Consider the following 12,855-nt stretch of genomic DNA (forward strand, 5'->3'; position numbering starts at 1 on the left):
ATGAAAGTTTGTATCTTTGGTGCCGGAGCTATCGGAGGTTACGTTGCCGCGAAACTTGCACAGACTGATACAGAAGTCAGTGTCGTCGCGCGTGGCCCCCACTTGGCGGCAATGAAGGAAAAAGGACTAACCCTTCTTGAGGAAGGGCAGGATCCGGTTAGCGTTCCAATACGCGCTTCAGACAATGCTGCCGATCTCGGCCCACAAGATTATGTCTTCATCACACTGAAAGCGCATTCCGTCCCAGCAGTCGTAGACTCAATGCAGCCGTTGATTGCAGACGAGACAACCGTAGTTAGTGGAGTGAACGGGGTGCCCTGGTGGTACTTCCACAAACTAGGCGGTCCTTACGAGGGAACGAGGTTGGCTTCAGTCGATCCGGGAAATGTGCAGTGGGACGGTTTTGGACCAGATCGCGTCCTCGGATGTGTTGTTTATCCTGCCGCCGAGGTCATTGCCCCAGGATCAATCAAGCATATCGAAGGCAATCGTTTTTCGTTGGGCGAGCCCGATGGTGCTAAATCAGACCGTGCTACCAAGCTTTCGGCTGCGCTATCCGCCGCCGGACTGCGTGCGCCCGTCAGACCAAGAATCCGGGATGAAATTTGGTTGAAACTGTGGGGTAACTTGTCGTTCAACCCGATTTCCGCTCTTACCCACTCAACACTTGATGTCCTGTGTGCCGACGAAGGCACACGCTCCGTGGCACGCGGAATGATGCTCGAGGCTCAGGAAGTCGGTGAAAAACTTGGTGTAAAGTTCCCGATAGACGTTGAAAAACGCCTCGACGGCGGAGCGGCTGTCGGTGCGCACAAAACCTCTATGTGGCAGGATTTGGAGTTGCGCCGACCGATGGAAATTGATGCCTTGGTCACTTCAGTGCAAGAACTGGGGCACCTTACGGGTATCTCAACGCCCACAATCGATACCGTCGCATCACTGATCAAACTGAGGGCAAAGGTCGCAGGTCTCTATTAAAGTCTCTGCGGGCCTTGCACCGCGCGCATGCTTGAGGCGGATAACTGGGGCTGGTTCGAACGTGTCACACAGCGTCTTTGGGAGTATTCCTGCACCTTCGATGTCATTTCGCTCCTCGTTTTGGGTTTGAAATGCTTGACGTTTGGGTCGGAATTGAGTGACGCGATTTACCCATTTGTTGAGGTTTTTGACGCCGATTTAGGCAGGAATCAGTGACGTTCCACACGAACGCGGGAGGGGGCGAGACAACGTTATTCGACAGGGGGGGGTGCGGCCCGCAGGCAAAGCCGAGGACACGGCCCTGACTAAAAGGGTTGCCCGAGGGGGAGGGCAGCGCCCTCACCCTGACGGCCAGGGGCGTTTGGCTTGTCCAAATGCCGCTGGCCCACGAAGGGAAAGTAAGGGGAAAGAGCGCCCGCCGCCATTTGCGATTGTACCATTCTGTCAAACTGCAAAAAGCAATAGGAGGCCATCCGCATTTGTCCACGATGTATTTTGGAGACCATGGAGGCTTCTGGCTCCGAGAACGCGTTTCAACTTCTTGAGTGGTTGGTGCTGCCGATTGGGACCTGTGCCAAACATGGCGTACCGTTGCTCCTGCTTCCCAACGCGGCGCATGCGCATCTCACCTACGACGTGATTGAGCAGGTGGCCCGCCACAAGGGTCTGATCTTTGAGGCCGCACAAGACGCAAAGACGCTTCGACGTTCTTTGTTTGAAGCTTACTTAAGCCGCCGTATCGAGTTTGAGGTCGCGGATGATTGGTTGGACCCACTGGACCTGACGCATCTTCATCAGGCGTGTTTGACACTGGGAATGTCGATCGCCCTGGTTCGAGGCGTCGGTCGTTTGGACTTGGACTTCGAACAGGAGCGTGCTGCCATGTCGGCCGGGTTCGAGGTTTTGAAGAGTGGGCCGGAAGCCCTGATATCTGAGTTGGACCGTGCCAGGCGTCGGTCTTCCTCCAAGCGATCTTATTTCACGACAGATATGGGCGAATTCTATACCTGGCTGAAAGACACTGAAGAGGACCCGGCGACAGTAGTCCTCAGGGCTTGGGTGCAGGATTTTGTGCGGGAGAATTATCCGCTGCAGACCGGTGCGAAAGTTCTGGGTACGGAAATCTCAGCACCCAAACTCATCACGCTAGAACGCGCGCGGGAGCTACATGGGGTCGGCGAGGTTCGGGTGCGAGGCATTCTCGCCCACTTTCGCGGTCAAAACGCGAGCGAGTTGTCAGATATGAAAGATGTCAGCCATGAGGATCTGGCCGCCGTGCTCGATTTCTGGTCTGGACTGCAGAATATCAAATCCACCGCGACCTAGCTGAATATCCATCCGGTCCAGGTGAAAGCGCTGATCCGGCAGGACGTTTTGAAAGCTCATCGTTTCGGAACGTCTCTGCGCTACGTGACATCGTCTTCTGTGCAAACCTAGATGACCCGTCTTGAGAATCTGCAGTTAGCATCATCGACACGTCGTAGGTTGCCACTCAAGGAATTCAGCCGAAAGAGCCGGGTTCCTTTGGCACGCGTTGTCGCCGATTGGGCGGCAGGTCGATTGACCGGCGTGTCGCGTGATCCAGAAGTCGAAGGTTTGGCTGGGATGCTGATCGATCAAGCTGAAGGCTTAGAGAGGCAGGAGCGTGCATTTTCTGGTGACCTGCCGCTCTTGGATGCGGCGGCACGCTTGAAAATGAATGTGATATCGATCCGACGGTTGCGGGATGGTGGCTTTCTTAGTCAGGTCACGGTGCGAAACCCGGACACGCAGCACAACCGGTGCTATATCATGGCCCAAAGCCTGCAAGCGTTTGAGGCGCGTTATGTAACACTGGGTCAAATGGCTGAGCAGTTTGAACTTGCCGCGATCCATCTGGCTCGGGCGTTGGACCGAAGAGAAATCGAGACTATCCGCTGTGAGGCCGGGTTTGTTCGCGCGTATCCGAAAGAGATACGAGATATTGTTCGGGAATTGACGATGAGGGGTTACACGTCAGACCAACCCGAAAATACCAACGACTGTTTGAACCAAGAAAAGCAAGTGGCGGAGCCAAGCTGATGCTCCGCCGTGCATGCTCACCAGTAGTAGTGATTGGGTTTGCGGCTATCCGGCCAAGCAATGTCATTAGGATCAGCGCCTTTCAGGATGCCAAGCGCAAGGGCCTTGGATTTGAGTCTTGTTGGACGTGTGTGAAAGATGATGTCGTGGCCGCGCGGCCAATTGCCGAGCCACCGGACATCATCCAGGTCTTTTCCGAGACGACGGCTCAGACCCAAGAGCGAGTACCCGTTCCCAGGCACGGTGCGGGGACGTTTGCGTTTGTAGTGGGCCATGTCTTTGGCCTTTCATGCAGTTTCAGAACTACATGGCACCCTCCATCGTTTGGTTTGCTGGTCTTGGGCTGGGCTCTGCTTTGACACTGAACACGCAGCCGGACTGGATATCGGACTGGGTCTTCAAAATCAATCGGAGGGAATAGGACGGCTTTGCAAAAGAATTTGTGCATCGGCTCTGGCAACCGGAGAGGCCCTTTAGTCAGGGCAGTTTACAGGCAACGGAACGTTACAAGTATTTCATGTGCGTAGGCCGTTGCCAGTTTTTCCTAAAGGCAAACTACAAGCATTTGTTAAACTGCGAGGTGAAGAGACATGACTGATGGTCGAAATGATCTTTTTGAACGGCTCAAACCAATTTGGGAGGCCGTGGTTAAGTTTGGCGAGAACACCCCCGAACTCAGTATGAGGGTCTATCATCAATGAGATGAGGGGCGAAGTAGACAAAGCACGGACCGCTTAATTGGGGACTGAAAATAGTCCGGATTGGTGTGACGAAAAAGTAGCGGAGGATCCTGAAGCTCAGTTCAAGATGATTGCAGTCGCCTATGCCACTGGAGACATGGATGAGGTCGACCGGGTGATAAACTACCTTGCTTTTATACGTCGTATGAAAAAACAGGGTATTTATGAATTGGGACACTGGATTGATGAGGGCCCAGGTGGGCGATGATACAACCAGAGATCGCTTCACATAATACCCCAACTGCGACGTTTGTGGTTTGTAATTTTGCCGCCAATCACCCAACGGCTGCGAAAAACTTGCCATTCGAAACGCGGCTCTGCGGCAGCTGCAATGCCGACTAAGCGGACTTTTGCGGTTGCAGGTAGTGCTTACGCAGCATTTCTTCGCGCTTACAGTTAAGTGGTATCGGTGACGTGGTGGATTTCACCAGGCTGGTCGTTTGATCGTTCTTGTCTCGATTGTAAAGGTTTCTTGAGGGCTACAGGTGATCAGGTCGCGTTGAATCTAATACAGGTAGCTGGTTGCGCTCACACCTGTTGCGGCATTAGAAGCCCGGCTGCAATGAGGGCCGTAGAGTGACGGCGGGTAGGTATCATTGATTCCTCGTCAACCAACGGCGATCTTAGACCGAGCGTGCCTTTCAAGCACCGAATGATACCGCGATCTGGGTTTCAATCGTTGCCTTGACGTGACATGAAATAAACTAACGGTATCTGCGCCAAGCCATGATTTACGGAGCAAAGGAACAACTTATGACCTCAGCCAAACCAAATGTCGGCGCGCAAATCGAGCAAATGTACTTTTCAATGCTAGGGTCTGAGGACAAGGTTTCGATCGGTCAACAAAAAGACCGCTGGACCATGCTGTTTGTCTATCGAGGCAAGCATTGTCCGCGCTGCAAGCGTTTTTTGAACAAGTTGAATTCGGCGCTGTCGGCATGGGCTGACGTTATGGACGTTATTGTTGTCTCTGCCGACACCAAAGAAAAAGCTGCGGCAGACAAAGCAGAATTCGGCTGGGATTTTGATCTTTGCTATGGAATGACTGAAGCGCAAATGCGCGCGCTTGGTCTTTACGTGTCATCGCCTCTGTCTGATGCAGAAACGACGGGTCTGTTCGCCGAACCTGGCGCGTTTGCTATCCGTCCGAATGGAACACTGATGCTGGCCGATATCTCTAACGGCCCTGCGGCACGTCCCGATTTGGAAGAGCTTTTGGACGGCATGAAATTCAATATTGATAATGATCGTCCGGAACGAGGAACGGCCTGAGACCACCAGATCGCATGGCCTCGGTTACTCAAAGTAGCCTGGGTGCGTCTTGTGGATGAAGTCGATGGTTTCGTCGAGGCGGGACAGGTGTTTTCTGACAGCGGCTTGCGCTTGGTCATGGTCTCCTGCCGCCATGGCCTGTGCAATCTCTCGGTGATCGGCGAGGATGGCGTCTGCGGCACTGCCCTTTTCAAGGCTGAGCATACAAAGCCGGTCAACCTTTTGCTTTGATTCCAGCATCACGTCAAATGCCATAGGATTGCCGCTGAGCACGTAGATCAGTTTGTGAAAATCATAGTCCAGCGCGTGAAACGCAGATAGATCACCGTCATTGATCGCCTGCTCTTGTAAGGCGAGGTTTTCTGCAAGCTTTGCTTCACGTGTTGCGTCCCAGACTTCCATTGCTCGATGGATGATCTCCAGCTCCACCGCCATTCGAACCAATCGAGCGAGAGCCACACGCTCCATAGAAAATCCTCGAACTACGGTCGCCTTTTGTGGTCGTATTACGAGCAGATCTTCGTTGCCAAGCCTTGTGAATGCGTTGCGAACAGGTTGCCGTGATACGCCGAATCGGCTGGCTACCTCTGTTTCGGATAGCTTTGTACCGGGAAGAATTTCAAGCGAAACGATCTCGTCGTGTAGCGCTTCATAGACCGCATCGGTTGTGGTTCGTCTGATAATTTCTTCCACGGTATGTTGCTTGCGCCCTCTATCTTAGTCACGTTTCAAATTACAGATTCACTTTTAGATCATTGAAATATATAGAATATTCTATTTGATCTTGCTTGAGTGAACCAATGTAGGCCTGTCACCTATCAAATGCCTTGCGCTTTCGACTGTCAAGCAATCTGACATACTAAAAGCCTACAGTTGACATAACTTGGATACTAGTGTCCCTTTGAGGTAGCAGCGATTCTGGTTCTTGGGGGAAATCGAAAGCTACGTGGCTTTCGGTCTCTGAAATTCCATGAAAGCCAAATCCTGTCCAAAATTAATCGGGGAGGAGAACCCATGACTTTCACGAAATCGTTCTTTGCGACTGCGACCGCTGTGGCATTCATCGCAACGTCTGCTTCAGCCGACAACTGGCGCGCCTGGAACATCCACAACGACGGCCACCCAAACACAGCTGCGATGGACAAGTTTGCCGAACTGGTTGACGCAGCTACAGACGGCGAAGTTACCGTCGATGTGTTCCACGGTGGTGTTCTTGGTTCCCAACCGGACGCCCTTGAACAGGTTCGTATCGGCGCAATCGAGGTCGGTAACTTCAACCTCGGTCCCATTGGCCCAATGGTGAAAGAAGCTAACCTTGTATCGCTTCCTTTCATCTTTAAAGATGTGCCGCACATGTTCCGCGTGCTGGACGGCGACGCCGGTGAGGTTGTTTCGGCTGCGATGGGTGAAGCAGGCGTTTTGCCACTGGCATGGTTTGATGCCGGCGCGCGTTCCTTCTACAGCCAAAAGCCGATCAACACGCCCGCAGATGTCGAAGGTCTGAAAATCCGTGTGATGAACAACGATCTTTATACATCGATGATTTCAGCTATGGGCGGAAACCCGTCTCCAATGGCTTTCTCCGAAGTTCAGCAAGCGCTGAAAACCGGCGTTGTTGATGGTGCGGAAAACAACTTCCCGTCGTTCAAAAATGTCGGTCACTATGAAGTGACCACAAATTATTCGTTGTCCGAGCACCTGATTATCCCCGAGTGCATCTGCGTGAACACGGCCAAATTCAATGCGCTGTCTCCTGAGCTGCAGGCCGCTGTCCGCGGTGCAGCAGAAGAAGCCGCACTGGTCCAGCGTGAGCTTTGGGCAGTTGGCTCTGAGCAAGCGCGTAAAGATGTTGAAGCGGCTGGTATCACGGTCAACGAAATCGCCGACAAAGGCCCATTCCAGTCCGCAATGGATTCGGTTTATGCAGACTATTTGGCTGCAAATCCTGACATGAAGGCGTTGGTGGAAATGGCGCAAGCCACTGAATAAGTTGTCTTAACAGTTCAACTTTGAGCGCCCGGCTCCGCCAATTGGATGCCGGGCGTTTTGTCTCAGAGGAAATCCAATGCAAGAGCCCGATACCCCACCTGCCGCCATACGCAAAATGGACAGGATTCTTGATCTGCTTGCACGAGCTTGCATGTTGCTGTCTGGCGTCGCCATTGTTGTTATGACAGCGATCTTTGCCTGGCTGGTTTTCGGCCGCTACGTTCTGAACAACACGCCCACGTGGGTCGAGCAGGTTTCACTGCTGTTGGTCATGGTTATCGCGTTTCTTGGTGCGGCTGCGGGTGTGCACAATCACACGCACCTCTCTGTTGTCGTGTTCCGCAATATAGTTCCACCCTCTGTGCGAACGGTTTTCGTCGTGGTCTCTGATGTCCTGATGGCAGGTTTCGGTGGCATGATGTTTTGGTACGGGATCGAGCTGACCATATTCAAATGGAACACCCTGATCCCGCTCATCCAATGGTCAGAGGGCTTGCGCTCCTTGCCACTGACAATCAGCGGCGCGTTAGTGTTCCTTTTTTCCACTGGCCATCTGATCCGCCTGTTTCTGGGCCGAGACGAACGCCAAGACAACATAGATCAGGGATAGTCATGGGACTCATGATTCTGTTGGGGGTTTTCGCCCTTTGTGTCATCATCGGCGCGCCAGTGGCATACGCCCTAGGTATCGCTGCATTGGCTTCCTTTTGGTTTGAAGGATTGCCGCTGTTTGTTGGATTCCAGCGTATCGTGTCGGGGATCAACGTCTTTTCCCTAATGGCAATCCCGTTCTTCATCTTTGCGGGCGAGCTGATGTTTCACGGTGGCATCGCGATCCGGTTGGTTCGGTTCGCGCAGGCCGCCGTAGGCGCTGTGCGCGGTGGGCTTGGCATCGTCAATGTCTTCTCGTCCATGTTGTTTGGTGGCATTTCCGGATCGGCAATTGCCGATATCTCGGCGCTTGGGTCGATCCTGATCCCGGTGATGAAAGACAAAGGTTATGATGCCGACTATGCGGTGAACGTTACAGTGACGTCATCAATTGCCGGGATCATCATTCCGCCCAGCCACAACATGATCATCTTTGCCCTTGCAACAGGCGGTGCTGTTTCAATCTCAAAACTGTTTCTGGCTGGCGTTGTGCCTGGCGTCCTTATGTGTTGCTGCCTTGCAATTGCAGCGTACGTCGTAGCGGTCAAGCGCGGCTATCAGGCCGAGCAGTTTCCAGGTTGGACCGCACTTGCCATTGCTTTTGTGGGTTCGATTCCGGGTTTATTGACTGCCGTGATTATTGTCGGAGGGGTCTTGTCAGGCGTCTTTACGGTGACTGAATCCGGCGCGTTCGGGGCAATGTATGCCTTTGTCGTGACGCTTGTTGTCTATCGTAGCCTGTCCTGGGAAAACTTTAAAACTGCCGTTATCTCTTCGGTACGCACAACTTCTATGGTGATGATTCTGATCGCCTGTGCCGGTGCTTTTGCCTATATGCTGACGTTCAACCGGGTGCCGACGAAAACGGTCGAATTCCTGTTGGGTATCACAGAAAACCCGATCCTGATCTTGTTAATGATCAATGCTGTCCTGTTGCTTTTGGGGATGATCATGGACATGGCCGCGTTGATCCTGATCTGCACACCGATTTTCCTGCCGGTGATGAACATGCTGGGTATCGACCCGCTGCAGTTCGGCATGATCCTTTTGGTGAACCTCGGTCTTGGTCTTTGCACGCCACCTGTCGGGACATGTCTCTTTGTGGGGTGTGCGGTTGGAAAACTACCGATGGAGAAAGCGGTCAAAACGATTTGGCCTTTCTACCTCGCCATCTTTGCCGCGCTCATGCTGATCACTTTTGTACCGGCAATATCGCTGACGCTGCCGAACCTGATCATTGGCCCGTAAATCAAAGGAGAATGTGGCGATGCTGACAATAAGACGCCTGGACATCGATGACGCGGGCAAGTTGATCGCAGGAGCGCGAGCCAAAGCGCAGGAAATCGGCGTGCCGATGTGTATTGCCGTCACAGATGAAAGCGGCAACCTCATCGCGTTTGAACGGATGGATGGTGGCAAGATTACCAGCATCATTTTGGCCATCGACAAGAGTTTCACTGCAACCGGTATCCAAAAAGGAACCGATGCTCTTGGTGAAGCAAATCAGCCTGGGATGGCCGCACACGGAATATCCTCAACGCTCGGCGGACGAATGGTGACCGTTGCAGGTGGCCTTCCCGTGACGGTCGACGGACAGGTGGTTGGCGGGATTGGTGTCAGCTCGGGCTCACCAGCTCAGGATCTCAAAGTTGCACAGGCAGGGGTCACGGCGCTCTGCGAAGCCTAATTAGAAAGAGTTTAAGGAGTCAGATATGACAAAACCCGTCATCGGTTTCATCGGCCTCGGTCTTATGGGCGGCAACATGGCAGAGTGCCTGCAAAACAACGGTTTTGACCTGGTTGTTATGGGTCGGAACAAGGAAGCTGTCGCAGCAACAGTCAACCGCGGTGCTGTAGAGGTTACAACGCCACGAGAGCTTGCTGAAAACAGCGATATCGTGATGCTTTGTGTAACAACATCGGATGTCGTCGAAAGCCTGATCTACGGCGATGACGGCATCCTGGCAGGCATCAAAGATAGTGCTGTGGTCATTGACTTTGGCACCTCGATCCCAGCGTCCACACGCAAAATCGGCACAGACTTGGCCGCAAAAGGTGCTGGTATGATTGATGCGCCGCTGGGACGCACACCGGCGCACGCCAAGGCTGGTTTGCTGAACATCATGGCAGCGGGCGATATAGCCGCCTTTGAGAAGGTGAAACCTGTCCTGGATGTACTGGGGGAAAATGTCTTTCACCTCGGCGAACTGGGTGCGGGCCATGTGACCAAGCTCATCAACAATTATATGGGCATGACGACAGCTTGCACCATGAGCCAAGCCTTTGCTGTGGCTGAACGCTCAGGGGTAAACAAACAGCAGCTTTTTGACATCATGTCAGCTGGACCGTCCAATTCCCCCTTTATGCAGTTTTGTAAGAACTACGCGGTTGATGGTGTCAGCGATTTGGGGTTTTCGATTAACAACGCCAACAAGGATCTTGGTTACTTCCTGAAGCTGGCCGAGGACGTGGGCACTCGTGCCGAGATCGCTGAAGGAACCGCGAACAACCTTCAGGCAGCCGCGGACGCAGGCATGGGCGACGGCAACGTGCCGGAAATCTTCGACTATTTTGCCAAGCTTTAGCGTCAGATCCATCAGTCACGCATAGCAGCACCAATTGAACGGGAAAGAGCAACCATGAGACTTCAGGGAAAGACCGCAATTGTCACGGGTGGTGGCCGCGATATCGGGCGCGCCTGCGCTGTCAAACTCGCCTCCGAAGGGGTGAATGTCGCGGTGAACTACTTCGCCAGTAGTGCTGGCGCCGAGGAAACCGTAGCCGAGATCAAAAAGATCGGTGGACAGGCGTTTGCAATGCAAGGCGACCTGAACAAACCCGAAGAGGTCGATGCGTTGATCGCCAAGACGGTCGATACCTATGGCAGCCTGGACATTCTGGTGAACAATGCCGGAGGTTTGATCGCGCGCAAGAAAATCACCGAGATGTCGCTTGAGCATTGGCAGGCTGTCATGGATCTCAACCTGACCAGCACGTTTCTTATGGTCAAAGCGGCACTGCTGCATATGAAATCCGGGGCCATTGTAAACATCGCCAGTCAGGCGGGTCGCGACGGTGGTGGCCCGGGTGCGTCGGCTTATGCAACGTCAAAAGGCGGGGTCATGACGTTCACCCGTAGTCTTGCAAGGGAACTGGGCCCCGATATCCGTGTCAATGCAATCTGCCCAGGCATGATCGACACGGATTTCCATAACATCCATACTCCCGATGCAGGCCGTCGCGGGCTAGAAGCTGCTGCGCCGCTCAAGCGGCAAGGCCAGTCTCAGGATGTTGCGAACCTCGTGACGTTTCTGGCAAGCGAGGACTCGGCTTATCTGACCGGGACCAATGTTGATATCAATGGTGGGATGCTGTTCTCGTGATCGCAGCAGCACAGTTGGCGTAAGTGTCAAACGCTACTGTTCGTCAACCTTCTAAGTACTGGACACCGGACTATGCGTATTCTCTCGATTGGTGAATGTATGGCCGAAATGGCCCCTACTGACGCGCCAAGCACGTATCAGATGGGGTTCGCCGGAGACACGTTCAATACAGCTTGGTATCTGGCCCAACTCACTCCCGAAACGCCCTTGTCCTATTTTACCGCCGTCGGAGACGACGCCATCTCGTCCCGGATGCTGGGTGCCATGCGCGAAAGTGGGGTGGATACCCAGCAGGTGCGGATCGTGCCAAACCGTTCTGTGGGGTTGTATCTTATCACGCTGGACAACGGGGAGCGCAGTTTCACCTATTGGCGTGGTCAGTCAGCCGCACGTCTGTTGGCGCAAGACAAGCAAGCACTCGCCCATGCCATGACGCAATCAGATCTCATCTATTTCTCGGGTATCACTCTGGCAATCTTGGACCCTGAGGGGCGCGCCGCCTTGCTCGACGTTGCTCGGTCTGCGCGGCGTGCCGGAAAACGGATTGCCTTCGACCCCAATCTGCGCCCGCATCTTTGGGACAGCCCGTCTGAGATGACCGAGAACATCATGCAAGCGGCCGCCGTTAGCGATATCGCTTTGCCATCGTTCGAGGACGAGGCACGTTGGTTCAGCGACATGAACCCCGCGGCCACTTTGCAGCGCTATGCAAGGGCCGGTGCGGAAACGATCGTTGTCAAGAATGGCGCAGAAACGGTCTTTTATCGTACCCGCGGCGCAGAGGGCTCTGTCCATGTTCCGCCTCTGGCCTCGGTTGTGGATACGACGGCTGCCGGCGACAGTTTCAACGCTGGCATTCTGGCGGGGCTGGCAACAGATACACCCTTACCTGACAGCATAGCACTGGCTTGCAAACTGGCAGGGCATGTCGTGCAAGGCAAAGGTGCACTTGTTCCCATCAACCAAAGCCTGCTCGACAGTTGCCCACGGCCTTAGCAGAAGGATCCAGTCCATGCCGAACCCTCAGCCTGCCGAAACGATCAAACTGCGTCCGGATACGCTTGATCGCTTGTCGAAGGTCAGCACAGCGACTGTGGCCACGCTGCTTTACAAACGCGGTTACCAAAACGCCTATGTTCAAGGCGTTGCCCCATTGGGCAAGGGCAAGTCCACTCTTGTCGGCCCGGCCTTTACGCTGCGCTACATTCCGACGCGACCTGATACCGACCCAATCGAGGCGTTTCGTGAGCCAGATCACCCGCAGCGCGTGGCCGTGGAGACATGTCCGGAAGGCGCGGTATTGGTCATGGATTGTCGGCAGGATGCCTCGGCGGCCTCGGCCGGTTCGATCCTTTTGACGCGACTGGAAATGCGCGGAGCAGCGGGCGTCGTCACGGATGGTGGCATTCGCGATGCCGACGGTGCCGCCGCACTAGAGATGCCAGTGTTTGCTGCCAAACCGTCTGCCCCAACCAACCTTACGAAACATCATGCGGTTGATGTCGGATTGCCAATCGGGTGTGGCGGTGTGGCGGTCTATCCTGGTGACATCGTTCTGGGTGACAGCGATGGTGTCATGATTATCCCACGTCACCTTGCCGATGACATTGCGATCGAGGCAGGCCCAATGGAGCTGTTCGAACGCTTTGTTCTGGAAGAGGTACGAAAAAACACCCCCGTAATCGGACTTTATCCTGCAACCGACCCAGACGTTCTTGAACGATTTAAGGTCTGGCGCGCACGGCTCTCTGACTGACGTCTGAATCGCGATCACCTATTGT

The 12,855-nt window shown here is 54.0% G+C and carries 15 protein-coding genes; 13 read left to right on the forward strand and 2 right to left on the reverse strand.

Annotated elements, in window-relative coordinates; all coding sequences use genetic code 11:
- The 3 genes from AC2FD9_RS13190 to AC2FD9_RS13200 all read left to right on the forward strand — a co-directional run bounded on the left by AC2FD9_RS13190 (position 1) and on the right by AC2FD9_RS13200 (position 3,039).
- Positions 1–978 (forward strand): 2-dehydropantoate 2-reductase, encoded by a 978-nt coding sequence (locus AC2FD9_RS13190; RefSeq protein ID WP_496837279.1) that lies wholly within the window; start codon positions 1–3, stop codon positions 976–978.
- A 504-nt stretch (positions 979–1,482) separates the two neighbouring features.
- A complete protein-coding gene (locus tag AC2FD9_RS13195) occupies positions 1,483–2,304 on the forward strand; it encodes a hypothetical protein (protein ID WP_496837281.1) in 822 nt (273 codons plus the stop codon).
- Between the two features lie 198 nt (positions 2,305–2,502).
- Positions 2,503–3,039: a hypothetical protein gene (locus tag AC2FD9_RS13200; protein ID WP_496698268.1), complete on the forward strand. Its 537-nt coding sequence runs from the start codon at positions 2,503–2,505 to the stop codon at positions 3,037–3,039.
- Between the two features lie 17 nt (positions 3,040–3,056).
- Here AC2FD9_RS13200 and AC2FD9_RS13205 read toward each other — a convergent pair whose 3' ends face one another.
- Positions 3,057–3,314 (reverse strand): hypothetical protein, encoded by a 258-nt coding sequence (locus AC2FD9_RS13205; RefSeq protein WP_496837283.1) that lies wholly within the window; start codon positions 3,312–3,314, stop codon positions 3,057–3,059.
- 463 nt (positions 3,315–3,777) lie between these two features.
- On the opposite strand from AC2FD9_RS13205, the gene AC2FD9_RS13210 reads away from it, so the two are divergent.
- Positions 3,778–3,987: a hypothetical protein gene (locus AC2FD9_RS13210; RefSeq protein ID WP_496837284.1), complete on the forward strand. Its 210-nt coding sequence runs from the start codon at positions 3,778–3,780 to the stop codon at positions 3,985–3,987.
- A gap of 545 nt (positions 3,988–4,532) precedes the next feature.
- Positions 4,533–5,051 carry a redoxin domain-containing protein gene (locus tag AC2FD9_RS13215; protein ID WP_496837286.1) on the forward strand — a complete coding sequence of 173 codons (519 nt, stop codon included), beginning with the start codon at positions 4,533–4,535 and terminating at the stop codon, positions 5,049–5,051.
- 24 nt (positions 5,052–5,075) lie between these two features.
- Here the strand turns inward: AC2FD9_RS13215 and AC2FD9_RS13220 are convergent, their stop codons facing one another.
- Positions 5,076–5,744, reverse strand: coding sequence for a GntR family transcriptional regulator (locus AC2FD9_RS13220; RefSeq protein ID WP_496837288.1), 669 nt, complete (start codon positions 5,742–5,744; stop codon positions 5,076–5,078).
- Positions 5,745–6,065: 321 nt separating this feature from the next.
- Here AC2FD9_RS13220 and AC2FD9_RS13225 point away from each other — a divergent pair, with 321 nt between their 5' ends.
- From AC2FD9_RS13225 to AC2FD9_RS13260, 8 genes are all read left to right on the forward strand, one after another.
- Positions 6,066–7,040 carry a TRAP transporter substrate-binding protein gene (locus AC2FD9_RS13225; protein ID WP_496837289.1) on the forward strand — a complete coding sequence of 325 codons (975 nt, stop codon included), beginning with the start codon at positions 6,066–6,068 and terminating at the stop codon, positions 7,038–7,040.
- Between the two features lie 115 nt (positions 7,041–7,155).
- On the forward strand, positions 7,156–7,650 hold the full coding sequence (locus AC2FD9_RS13230; RefSeq protein WP_496837290.1) for a TRAP transporter small permease: 495 nt from the start codon (positions 7,156–7,158) through the stop codon (positions 7,648–7,650).
- A gap of 2 nt (positions 7,651–7,652) precedes the next feature.
- Positions 7,653–8,939, forward strand: coding sequence for a TRAP transporter large permease (locus AC2FD9_RS13235; RefSeq protein ID WP_058272447.1), 1,287 nt, complete (start codon positions 7,653–7,655; stop codon positions 8,937–8,939).
- Between the two features lie 19 nt (positions 8,940–8,958).
- The gene (locus AC2FD9_RS13240; RefSeq protein WP_058272448.1) at positions 8,959–9,378 is read left to right on the forward strand and encodes a GlcG/HbpS family heme-binding protein; all 420 of its coding nucleotides are present in this window, start codon (positions 8,959–8,961) and stop codon (positions 9,376–9,378) included.
- A 25-nt stretch (positions 9,379–9,403) separates the two neighbouring features.
- Positions 9,404–10,276 carry an NAD(P)-dependent oxidoreductase gene (locus tag AC2FD9_RS13245; RefSeq protein WP_496837292.1) on the forward strand — a complete coding sequence of 291 codons (873 nt, stop codon included), beginning with the start codon at positions 9,404–9,406 and terminating at the stop codon, positions 10,274–10,276.
- Positions 10,277–10,330: 54 nt separating this feature from the next.
- Positions 10,331–11,074 carry an SDR family NAD(P)-dependent oxidoreductase gene (locus AC2FD9_RS13250; RefSeq protein ID WP_058272450.1) on the forward strand — a complete coding sequence of 248 codons (744 nt, stop codon included), beginning with the start codon at positions 10,331–10,333 and terminating at the stop codon, positions 11,072–11,074.
- 72 nt (positions 11,075–11,146) lie between these two features.
- Positions 11,147–12,070, forward strand: coding sequence for a sugar kinase (locus AC2FD9_RS13255; protein ID WP_282170076.1), 924 nt, complete (start codon positions 11,147–11,149; stop codon positions 12,068–12,070).
- Between the two features lie 16 nt (positions 12,071–12,086).
- Positions 12,087–12,830, forward strand: coding sequence for a ribonuclease activity regulator RraA (locus tag AC2FD9_RS13260; RefSeq protein ID WP_282170075.1), 744 nt, complete (start codon positions 12,087–12,089; stop codon positions 12,828–12,830).
- Positions 12,831–12,855 lie beyond the last annotated feature (25 nt).

The organism is Ruegeria sp. YTSC230 (assembly GCF_059609665.1).

Coding starts and splice junctions, on each gene's coding strand:
- AC2FD9_RS13230 (WP_496837290.1), top strand. CDS start 7,156: ATGGACAGGATTCTTGATCTGCTTGCACGAGCTTGCATGTTGCTGTCT.
- AC2FD9_RS13245 (WP_496837292.1), top strand. CDS start 9,404: ATGACAAAACCCGTCATCGGTTTCATCGGCCTCGGTCTTATGGGCGGC.
- AC2FD9_RS13250 (WP_058272450.1), top strand. CDS start 10,331: ATGAGACTTCAGGGAAAGACCGCAATTGTCACGGGTGGTGGCCGCGAT.
- AC2FD9_RS13240 (WP_058272448.1), top strand. CDS start 8,959: ATGCTGACAATAAGACGCCTGGACATCGATGACGCGGGCAAGTTGATC.
- AC2FD9_RS13235 (WP_058272447.1), top strand. CDS start 7,653: ATGGGACTCATGATTCTGTTGGGGGTTTTCGCCCTTTGTGTCATCATC.
- AC2FD9_RS13255 (WP_282170076.1), top strand. CDS start 11,147: ATGCGTATTCTCTCGATTGGTGAATGTATGGCCGAAATGGCCCCTACT.
- AC2FD9_RS13225 (WP_496837289.1), top strand. CDS start 6,066: ATGACTTTCACGAAATCGTTCTTTGCGACTGCGACCGCTGTGGCATTC.
- AC2FD9_RS13195 (WP_496837281.1), top strand. CDS start 1,483: ATGGAGGCTTCTGGCTCCGAGAACGCGTTTCAACTTCTTGAGTGGTTG.
- AC2FD9_RS13205 (WP_496837283.1), bottom strand. CDS start 3,314: ATGGCCCACTACAAACGCAAACGTCCCCGCACCGTGCCTGGGAACGGG.
- AC2FD9_RS13215 (WP_496837286.1), top strand. CDS start 4,533: ATGACCTCAGCCAAACCAAATGTCGGCGCGCAAATCGAGCAAATGTAC.
- AC2FD9_RS13260 (WP_282170075.1), top strand. CDS start 12,087: ATGCCGAACCCTCAGCCTGCCGAAACGATCAAACTGCGTCCGGATACG.
- AC2FD9_RS13190 (WP_496837279.1), top strand. CDS start 1: ATGAAAGTTTGTATCTTTGGTGCCGGAGCTATCGGAGGTTACGTTGCC.